Genomic DNA, 10,657 nt, shown 5'->3' with positions numbered 1-10,657 from the left:
TGATAAAATTTTCTCTATTGGGTGAAACAATACTGGAATGGAACGATAAAGATATCGAGCATTACCATGCACGGCGTATGGCAATGGACAGTATGCTCTGCCGTTTCAAGGCCACCTATCCAGCAGAGCGCATCGATAGTGTGCGCAGTCTTTTAGAGGATAAGGAACGACAGATGTTCCAGATAGTCCGGTTAATGGATGAACAACAATCTATTAACAAGAAGATAGCCAATCAAATTCCGGTTATTGTACAGAAAAGTGTGCAGGAACAGTCCAAAAAGCCAAAACGAAAAGGTTTCTTAGGCATATTCGGCAAAAAAAAGGAAGTAACTCCAGCAGTATCAACCACTATCCTTCATTCGGTCAATAGAAACGTAATCAGCGAACAGAAAGTGCAGGATCGCCAATTGTCGGAACAAGCCGACAGCCTTGCAGCTCGTAATGCAGAACTTAACAGACAACTGCAAGAATTGATTTGCCAAATAGAAGAAAAGGTACAAACCGAACTGCAAAGCCGGGAAAACGAAATAGTTGCCATGCGTGAAAAGTCATTTATGCAAGTAGGCGGTTTAATGGGATTCGTTCTTCTATTGTTGTTAATTTCCTACATCATCATACATCGTGATGCAAAAAGCATTAAACAATACAAGCACAAGACAACTGATTTGATAAGGCAACTGGAACAATCCGTACAACGGAACGAGGCACTGATAACGTCAAGGAAGAAGGCGGTACATACTATCACCCATGAACTGCGCACACCGCTGACAGCAATAACAGGCTATGCCGGACTGATACGGAAAGAACAGTGTGAGGATAAGTCCGGGCAGTATATCCAAAACATACTGCAATCCTCCGACCGTATGCGGGATATGCTTAACACTTTGCTTGACTTCTTCCGCCTGGACAACGGCAAGGAACAGCCCCGTCTGTCACCCTGCCGGATTTCAGCAATCACGCACACACTTGAAACGGAGTTCATGCCTGTTGCCGTGAACAAAGGGCTGTCCTTGTCCGTGAAGACTGGACACGATGCCATTGTATTGACCGACAAAGAGCGAATAATACAAATCGGGAATAACCTGCTGTCAAACGCTGTCAAGTTCACAGAAGAAGGCGGTGTTTCTTTGATTACTGAATATGATAATGGAGTTCTGACACTGGTCGTTGAAGATACAGGTACAGGCATGACAGAAGAGGAACAGAAACAAGCGTTCGGTGCGTTTGAACGTCTATCAAATGCCGCCGCAAAGGAGGGTTTCGGGCTTGGGCTTGCCATAATGCGTAATATTGTGTCGATGCTTGGCGGAACAATCCGTTTAGACAGCAAGAAAGGGAAAGGCAGTCGTTTCACAGTTGAAATTTCTATGCAGGAAGCTGAAGAACAGCTTGGATATACAAGCAATACACCTGTTTATCATAACAATAAAACAATATCAAATAACTCTAAATATGGTAATCTGTTTTCCATTTGTAACTAATAGCTTGTAGCCGAATAGTAAAAGAAAGCAATTGCAAGCGTGTAAAAAAAGAGTATCACGACATAGTTTCAATATAATGCCGTGACACTCTTTTTTTACTTGTCTATGCATGATGCGACAAAATAGACAATCGAAATGACCGTATAAAGGAAACACGGCAAGAATATCCAAAGCAAAGTCTTTACCCAACCGTTTGACAACCACACACCTTCATTCCTTGACATCATATTAGACATATCATAGAAATGGCGAGTGAGGATTTCTTTGTTTTTCTTTCGGTGGTCTTCAAGAAGTTTGGACTCGTTTTCAATGAGTTTCTTCCTGTTGTTGATTGCCTGTTCCATATCGGCATCATCAATCTTTGCTTTGACAGTTATGTCTTTTACTTTGCCGATGTAGGCTTCAATAGCTTTGGTGACAGTATTCGCTTTATCTGAGGCTTCACTTAATTTGTCTTTTGCTTCATGCATGGAAGCAGTAGCCATTTCAAGGCCACTTTTTGCCGAAGTCAAACTATTGCCAGCATCCTTGTAGGCTTGAAGCTGTTGGTCAAACTTGTCCGAGGTCTTGTCCGTTTCGATATTCTTGTCTATCGTGTTCTCGAAAGATCCGAAATCCATATCTGAGATTTTACTTTTACCTATTGGCATAGTATCAATGTTGTTGGTTGAATATTCGGTTATCTGCCATATCCTTGCTTCTTGCGAGGTCTGCACAGGCGATTAGCCATCATAGCGCAACGATACGCCCAAGACAGTTCATCCTCGTCCTTGTCACGTCCCCAACCTGAGGTTGCACCACCTCCGCCACCGCCAGACTGGGCGGCAATGGTTGTGGCAGCATCAATGTACTCAGCAAAGAGAAGAATGGCGGTCTTCTGCACATCACCTATCTTGGCAAATACTTTGTCGGCATCCAAAGCTATATTCTTATCGATGATATCCAGACAATTCTGAGGAATATCAACAGGGTAATGATGAAACTCGTCCGTATAGAAGTCGAAGTGACGTATCTTTGGAGAGTCGTCCGCAGTAGGCATGGGTTTGGGTACAGTCATAATCTTTGGCTGTTGGGTATTCTTTGTTGGAGTTGAAACTGGTTTCTCCAATTCTTGATGATGCAGTTTTGCCCAAGTACCTTCAATCTTTGAGGGCATCAGACAACGACCTTTGCCAAGTTCCGAGGACTTATAAATGGAGTTACCACGCTTGATGGCATAGCCACGCACTTGTCCTTTATTGTCAGATTGTAGTTTGACATCATATCCCATTTGCGTGAGGCATTTTGTGTATAGTCCCCAATCAAAGTACGACATCTTAGCCAAAACGGAAAGGCAATCATTGATTATCGCTTCCTTATTTTGGCGGCTCACTTCTTGTGCATCTTTCCAATCACGCTGTTGCCCAACCTTGGCGGCAGCAGCCATCGCTCTTTCGTAGATATAATGGGCATCATTCACGTTGCCCCTTATGTCTATGCGGTTCGCATCAATGTGAAGGTGCATAATGCCACTCTTGCTGTCACGATGGAGCGCAACTACATATTGGCTGTCTTTGAGGTTGGTTGCCTTTGCACTCTTGCGCTTCGACTTGGCTGAAAGGTCAACCGCATCAAACGCACGGATAAAGTCATCCGCCAACCTCTGCCATTCCTCCATCGTCCAACCTTGCGTTTCCTCCGAGGTTGGGGAAACCTCAATACGTATCATGTTCCTTTTGAGCGGATGATAACGGTTCAATTTGTCCTCAAACTTCTTCTGCAAGGCAAGCATTCTTGCCCACATTGCCGTTGGGGAAATATCATCGGGCAAGAGATTGGCCTTTACTATCTCTGCCTTGTCCTTATCTACTGAGTAACGTATGGCATTTGCGCCATGACTTATTACCTTTGCTTTTGCTATCATATATGTCGTATGTTCTATTGGGTTAAGTATTTCTCTATCTCAATCATGCGGTTCAAGATAACTTCTGCACTTGTTCTCCATCGTTTCATGAAGATTTCACTGCGGAGAATGTTCTCACGTTCCGTAAGCGGACGTCCTTTGAGAAAGCCGAACAATTTCTGTATATCGCCCCTGGCATCCGAAAGGCTGTTCAAAGCCTTCATTTCTTTGTCAGTCAAGCGTTGTTTGGGATATTTGCCTTCCAACAGCTTGCGTGCGTATGCGCTTGTGGTCAGTCCGCAAATAGCAGCATATTCCGCTATCTCCTTATGAAGCTGTGGCGTAAGCCTTATTATCAGACGACTCGTGTATTTCGGTGCCTCCTTTTCTGTATTTTTCTTATTCATACCAAGTATGCTTCTATAAATGTGTGCAACCCAATGCGAGCTTGCGAGCGTTCAAGAAGTCCATTGGCATACGGACAAACGAAGTGCGTTTGTATGACATTGGTATTTCTTGCATAGCACCGCTATCAGAGTTTACGCACAAGCACGCTACGCACTGCGGTTGCACTTGTTCACAGACTTGTTGTATAACGATTCTCAAATTACCCAAGCAACAGCAATTGTGGAGCATCCTCCGCTTCCATCTGTTCTTTGACGAATTGCCTTCTGGCTTCTGCCTCCAGTTCCATGTCAGAGACGCTTGGCGGTGGAACATCTTCCTCCTCTCCATTATTGCCATTTCCTGAAGTTAGGGAAGAAAAGGAACTGTTGGCAAGTTGTGTTGGAGAAGTACCGCCATTTTTGATTGGTGGATCCTCCTTGTTAGGGAATGCGGTTGTGGAAGTCATAATATTAGACTTGCCGGAATAGTCTCTTTGGTTGATGGGAACATAGTGAGGATTGACATATTTCTTGCCGTCAACAATCCATGCAGAAATGCATAGCAATGTGTGAACACTTCCTCGTCTTGTCTGTACAGAAGAAAGGATGCCCAATTTGTTCATGTGGTCAAGCATCTTGGAGACGGTTTTTCGGTCACACTTCCATAGTTTGGATAGAGCCACCTCTGACATGTTCACCTCCCATAATGCGGTTGTGGACTCCCCAACCTCATTTGAGGTTTCAATCTGTCGTGTCACAATCTGAATGAGTTGATAAAGGCATGAAAGGCGGTTGATGCCAGCCGTGCCACCCATCAGATAGTTTACTTGTTCATTACTCAGGATAATGCTGTTGAAAATATTACTGTTCATCGTTGTTTTATTTTTGTTATGTAAATCTGTTCATGCTGTTATGCGGAAAACTCTCTGACGTCAAAAGAGGAACTATCGCCTCATGCCGAAGCCTCTCTCTGGCATATAATACTCCTTGTCGTATGCGATATGGTCAAGCACACGTTGCAGTCGGTCAAGTTGGGGGCTGTCAAGCACTTGTATGGCATTGATGGTAATTTTCTGTGATGCAATTCTTCGATGCTCACAATTTCTTTCCGACATGGTTCCGTCACCGTCAGCATAGACCGAATGAAGATAGGTATTGACTGCTTCCGTCTGTTCCTTGCTTGGGTAAGCAGCAGGAAAGCGGTCGGAAATGTAGTCTACCATATTGCTGACCGCATTAGCCAACAGAGGGTCGCGTTTTTGCAGACTGTTTACAAGTTCATCTTTCGTCATAATGCTATGGTCTATTGTTCATTTCATTCAGACGGTTTGCAGCCTCCAGTCTTATCTCCTCCTCCGACATGGCTCTTGCTCCTCGTACCCAGTCAAGCAAGGCTTTCTTCTCAAAGAAGATGAGCTTGCCAGCAGGCTTGAAGTACGGCAACTGGTTAAGATGCGTCATCTTGTAGAGCGTGCTCTTGGCAATGCCGAGAAAGGCGGAAGCCTCTTCAAGGTTCAACACTTCCTTTGTCATATAGCAAAGGTTCTCCAACTTGTTCACTCTCGACTGAAGCTCCACTATCTTGCGCTCATGGTCGAGGTTCATCTTTAATGCGTTCTTTTCTGTCATAAATCTGATATTTTGTTTATTTCGTTATCGATTTCGGCTGCAAAGGTATATTGTTGACAATGATATTCAAGCAGCCGTTATGGTTTATTAAAAGTGCTGATTTTCAATTCTTTGGTTCTATTTTACCATGCTGCAATGTGGTAGATTGGTCGGACACTCACTTGAAATTCAGCATCTTCAAATGTCTATCGTTCAAACAATCACAAAACCAAAGATTGGACAATAAGGGTGGCAAATATTTGGTTCTATTGCCAGTTCGCGTTTTTGAAAATGTCCATCAGAGTGCAAAACAAAATTTAACACCCGATTTTCGCAAGTCATGCTGTTTGAGGTCAAAACCGTTTGCAATAACCACATTTGGGGTACAATGGTAGGAAAATGAGTTGTGAATGAGAGAAATAGGGATTTCCCCTCGTTTTTCAAGGGACAAATTTGTACCTTTGCAAACGAAACAGAGGTATTCCACAAGGGATATTTCGGGCGAAGTGTCCTTGACTTTATTTTTCCGTGGTTTTGTCCCGTTTTTGTCCCTCGCTGATTTTGTGTCACGAAACAAAAATCTGCAAGTGGCTGATTTACAGCGATTAAAATCGTGTTTTGGAGAATTGGTAACGGCAACCACCAGAAAGGTTTCCCGTCCAAATCCAGGTGAGCATTTCCGGCACGGTCTGAGTTCGGCCATGAAATGATGTACTTAACCCCTTCTTGAGCCATAACCGGAATCAAACCCCAGGTAATACCCGGAATATCAAACTGCTGAAAGACATCCATCGGTTGCCCACTCAGCCGTTGCATTTCCCGGGAAAACTTAAACACATGAAACAACTCCTCGTCCAGACAAATGCTGGTATTCAAGTTCAGATAACTGGCATCCAAAGCAATCCTACCATCCTTCAAAGCAGAAACCAATTCATCCCGTACCTCAGGTTGGTCATGCCACAGCCGCTCAACCGGCCAAGAGACTTCCGGATTCCACACAAAACGAGCACCATCGACATGGTCTTTCGTTTCATTACCCAGCTTCATTCCTTCCAGCACATTGTTCTTATGCAAGGCTTCTACGTTCCGATGGGTATTCGTATAACCGATATCCACATGGGCATGGTTATACAAATAAACCGTCCAATGCCGCATTGGCGGGACCGTCAACTGCTTTTTATATTTCTGATTATCGCCATGAATAGTTAATGTAACCGACGAACTTTCCCGTGTCGGTACTCCTGCCGGCAACAAGACTTCCACTTTCGTCGAATCGGTAGCATCAAGCTGATACCGGTTCTTTTCCTTACCACCTTTCGAGGCGACATCGATCCGCAGTTCTCCTTTCAAATCCGATCCTTTCAGATATACCGAGACCACACGTCCCGGCTGACCGTCAGTCCGATATCCATACAAAGGTTCTACCTCACAAGTAACCGATGTGGGACGTATCTGGGCAAAAGAATGAGATGAAATCGCCCAAATACCCAAAAATGCCCATAGTATAATTCTCTTCATACCGTTTTTAGTTTATCTTATTGACTTGATATTTCTTTTTATCTTACATATTCTCCTCTTCATAACCGACCTGTTATCCTGTTTCTCAAGGGAACTTATTCATTCTCATACGAGAGCTTACCTTTCCTCCGATCGGAGGAAAGGTGTCCTTCGAACGGAGGAAAGCCATCCTCTGATCGGAGGAAACACTTCCTTCGGTCGGAGGAAGGATAAGAAGTCTATAACTCCGTACTAAATTCCCGTTTAGAACGGGATAAATTCCAGTTTATCCCTATCCAGATTCCAGACAGTATTTCTTACTGATTAGCCGAAGTAAACGAAAACCATTCCAGATTCAGCAAATCTTTCCCTTTATCGGCTGCATTCTTCGCCCTAAAGACAAGGACCAAAGCATGTATTCCTTTCACCGGCTGGACCTTCGTCTCATGAATTGCATAAGCCGTTTCACCATCCATCGGTTTCACATCACAAACACCAAGCAACTCGCCGTCCGGCGTATCCAAACGGATCTCGATCGTTGCGTCCAGGTTTTTATCCCAGGTTTTACAGATGAAATGATTGACTGACGCCTGATCAAAATCATAATACTTCCAATAAGCATAATCTCCATCCTGTATACCGGTTAAATATTCCACCGGTATATCATGCAATGGCCGACGGACTGTTGGATAGACATTTCCAGACAAGAGGCAAGCCCTGAAGGCTTCCATCCTGTACAACGGAGAAATGGGTCCACCTATGCCTTGTGTTGTCATTTCTACCTCCTGGATTGTTCCATCTTCATTAAATGTAATCGGTTCCAAGCAGGCTTTCCTCATGGTAGAACTGGCATGAGTCGGACGATGATAAGCAACATACCATTGCCCGTTTATCTCAACAATACATCCATGGTTATTCACCAGGTTTCTTCCACTACCCCAGTTGTCGATAATCACACCCCGGAAAGTGTACGGTCCCAAAGGCGAAGTGGCCGTAGCATAATTCAACGTGGCACAATTAGACTCACCATGACGCTGGTGCCCGCCATAAACATAATAATAAATACCATTCCGTTTACGCACCGAACTGGCCTCGTTAAAAGCATGTTCCTCATAAGTCAACAAACTATCCCGTATGCCACCTTCGATTGAACGCATATCTTTACTGAGCTTGGCTCCTTTGGCATAAGCCTGTCCCCAAAACAAATACGCTTGTCCGTCGTCATCAATAAAGATGGAAGGATCAATTCCCGTAATACCCTTGATTGCTGCCCCATCCTTAAACGGACCATAAGGAGAAGCGGAAACAGCCACACCTTCTCCGCCATCAGCCAAACAGTAATACAGGTAATAAAGACCATCCCGATAAATGCAATCCGGAGCATACAGGATCTCTTCCGTATAATCCGTTTGTTTTCCCAAACCTTGCGTTGCAAACGAAGTCTGTTCCACATCCCAATGTACCAGATCGGATGTCGACAACACATTATACGAACGAGAGCACCAGGCATTACCCGGTTCATCACGCGAACCATAAAGATAAATCCGTCCATCAGGCATTTGCCTTACCTCCGGATCAGCAATATAGACACCTTCCGGCACAATGGGATTCATGGGCCGGGCTTCTGTCCAAATGCCTTCCTGCTTTTCAGATTGGGCATCTGTTGCCTTCCCGTTACACGCCATGAATACAGGCAACATACATAGTCCACCGATTGCGCCAAACAGATAACTCTTCCTAATCGTTTTCATGATATCCCCTTTTATTTCAACTGCTCAATTGTAAAATGAAAGCTCAAAGAACCTTCATTCCACATGCTATAATTGGTTCCCCAATAATTATTACTTAAGTTAAAGTGAATTCCTCCTTGTTTATCCGGATAATCCAATGAATAATTCAGGCCTTTGGCTTCTCCGACATTAACCAGAAAAGCCGTTTTACTCCATACCCGGAAGGTTCCGGCAGATGTTATCAGATCCACATAATGATCTATTCCATGCTGCTGACGGTTTCCTTTCTCAACGACATCCAACAGATCCACCCGTTCTCCGATTTTCTCGGCGACAACCGACAGTATATCGTTTGCGCCGATAGAGAACCAATAGGCTTCGGGCAACCTGACCGCAGGCTTATTTAATACAGTCAGCGTCACATCAACCTTTTTCTCCTGCTTATACTCGAAGACATCTACATACATGCTTTCCGGATATACCCGTTTATCTACCGACACCTGCTGCGGAAATACCAGTTCGCTGATTGTCCGGACGCCTTTCCGGTCTTTCCGGATTTCCTTTCGTACTTCCTGGGCAGACAAATGAACGCTGACGGCTTTCGACTTATCCAGTCCGGGTTTCCCTAAATCAGCCAACGCCCAGTCATAACGGGCACGCAGATACTTATCCAAGAACCGATCATAGTCTTTGCTATCCAGCATTTCGTAAGACAAGCCTTTCAATTGCAATAACCCACCGAACAAATCCACTTGCCAGGTGTGAGGCAACACCGTTTCTGCTTCAGACGAGAAAGCCGGACTCTTCGGATGATCGATCTCCTGCAATGCGGCATGGGCTTCTGCTTGCAATCCTTCCGGCAGATAGGCGATGGCCGACTCCAGATAATCATCCAGCTCTTTCCACGATGCTTCCATTTTCGCAAAAGCCGCACTTGAACGGGCCGGCAGAAACGCATCCATATCATATTTATCCCAGTTCTGCAAATGCGTCTTCACATCCATTCCCTGCGTATGTTCCGCTATCAAACCCAATTCCAGGACAAAATTAAGCGCCTCATCACTATGCTTGTCCAGCTTGCCCTCACGGAGCCAGCGGCTATACAGTTCTTCCAAAGCCCTGTACTTTGCCATCCGGACAGGAGCACTTGCACATCCATAAATCCAGGTATCACCAATCTCAGCAGTGACCACCGGCAACTGATCCTTGATCGCAACCAGTTCTTCCGCAATCTCGTTGAAAGAAGCCGGTATGATCTTCGCATTCGGATAGCGTCCGCGAATATCCGCATACATCTTTTTCACCTGATCATACGTATGAGGTCCGTGATTATCTCCTGTAAAATTGATCGAGATGGCCACCTTACCACCGGGAAGTAAATCTTCCGTTCCATAATTCTGCTGATAAACCAATATCAGTTCGCTGCCGTCCGTATCTCTCCATCGGCAAAACGGAGGCACTTCCGGTACCGGAGAAGCTCCGTTGACCCCGATATGCAACATCCGGATTCCGGCTTTGCTCATTACGGAAACGATACTCCGGGTATGTCCGGGAACATCGGTCATCTTCGCCGCAACCGTATGCTTTCCATATTGCTGATCCAACCTTTGCGATAACAGCAGACTCGTTTCCAACAGATCCCGATTCATTACCTCCGACTCAAACGTATACGGCACCGCATTCCAGACAATGTCTCCGCGCCGGATAGCAGCATCCAAACGCGCTACATCATGCGCCGGAGCCGTCTGCATATACTTCCAGATGATCCACGCACCCGTTGTCCAAACATACTTCTCGGGAGCATTCTCTGCCTGCAACTTCTCAGATAAATCCAATGCTTTGGGTATGAATTCCGACACATACCGTTGGGTAACGACAGAACTCAAATCCGTAAACCCTACATCCAGGTGCGTTTTAAATACAACATACACTTTTTCTACAGAGGCATTGGCTGCCTGACCATAGGCCGCATCAATAACCGCCAACACCATCGAACATACAATAATAATCCGTCTCATAAGTATATTTTTTCCAGGTTTGCTAAGATATATATTATTATTCGTCCTTATTCTG

General features: G+C 44.9%; 9 protein-coding genes and 1 pseudogene. 1 reads left to right on the top strand and 9 read right to left on the bottom strand.

Translation table 11 applies throughout. From position 1 onward, the window contains the following. Positions 1 to 1,430: pseudogene (locus tag MUN53_RS14855) on the top strand (sensor histidine kinase); the annotation flags it as partial. A gap of 146 nt (positions 1,431 to 1,576) precedes the next feature. Here the strand turns inward: MUN53_RS14855 and MUN53_RS14850 are convergent. The 9 genes from MUN53_RS14850 to MUN53_RS14810 form a co-directional block, all read right to left on the bottom strand. Then, positions 1,577 to 2,101, bottom strand: a complete 525-nt coding sequence (locus tag MUN53_RS14850; RefSeq protein ID WP_074557062.1) for a hypothetical protein — start codon at positions 2,099 to 2,101, stop codon at positions 1,577 to 1,579. Positions 2,102 to 2,160: 59 nt separating this feature from the next. Next, on the bottom strand, positions 2,161 to 3,384 hold the full coding sequence (locus MUN53_RS14845; protein ID WP_074557063.1) for a relaxase/mobilization nuclease domain-containing protein: 1,224 nt from the start codon (positions 3,382 to 3,384) through the stop codon (positions 2,161 to 2,163). Positions 3,385 to 3,398: 14 nt separating this feature from the next. Continuing rightward, positions 3,399 to 3,770 (bottom strand): plasmid mobilization protein, encoded by a 372-nt coding sequence (locus MUN53_RS14840; RefSeq protein WP_074557064.1) that lies wholly within the window; start codon positions 3,768 to 3,770, stop codon positions 3,399 to 3,401. Positions 3,771 to 3,970: 200 nt separating this feature from the next. Next, positions 3,971 to 4,621: a hypothetical protein gene (locus MUN53_RS14835; protein ID WP_074635735.1), complete on the bottom strand. Its 651-nt coding sequence runs from the start codon at positions 4,619 to 4,621 to the stop codon at positions 3,971 to 3,973. Between the two features lie 72 nt (positions 4,622 to 4,693). Next, the gene (locus tag MUN53_RS14830; RefSeq protein WP_004311700.1) at positions 4,694 to 5,041 is read right to left on the bottom strand and encodes a hypothetical protein; all 348 of its coding nucleotides are present in this window, start codon (positions 5,039 to 5,041) and stop codon (positions 4,694 to 4,696) included. 4 nt (positions 5,042 to 5,045) lie between these two features. Beyond that, positions 5,046 to 5,378, bottom strand: coding sequence for a helix-turn-helix domain-containing protein (locus MUN53_RS14825; RefSeq protein ID WP_004311699.1), 333 nt, complete (start codon positions 5,376 to 5,378; stop codon positions 5,046 to 5,048). 192 nt (positions 5,379 to 5,570) lie between these two features. After that, a complete protein-coding gene (locus tag MUN53_RS14820; protein ID WP_243326299.1) occupies positions 5,571 to 6,875 on the bottom strand; it encodes a glycoside hydrolase family 38 N-terminal domain-containing protein in 1,305 nt (434 codons plus the stop codon). Between the two features lie 296 nt (positions 6,876 to 7,171). After that, positions 7,172 to 8,605, bottom strand: coding sequence for a family 43 glycosylhydrolase (locus tag MUN53_RS14815; RefSeq protein WP_243326298.1), 1,434 nt, complete (start codon positions 8,603 to 8,605; stop codon positions 7,172 to 7,174). 11 nt (positions 8,606 to 8,616) lie between these two features. Then, the gene (locus MUN53_RS14810; RefSeq protein ID WP_243326297.1) at positions 8,617 to 10,602 is read right to left on the bottom strand and encodes a DUF5054 domain-containing protein; all 1,986 of its coding nucleotides are present in this window, start codon (positions 10,600 to 10,602) and stop codon (positions 8,617 to 8,619) included. Between the last annotated feature and the right edge of the window lie 55 nt (positions 10,603 to 10,657).

Origin of the sequence: Parabacteroides faecalis (assembly GCF_022809355.1) — a bacterium.
In the GTDB taxonomy this organism is placed as follows: Bacteria; Bacteroidota; Bacteroidia; order Bacteroidales; family Tannerellaceae; genus Parabacteroides; species Parabacteroides faecalis.
This window is presented reverse-complemented; position numbering and strand designations above follow the sequence as displayed.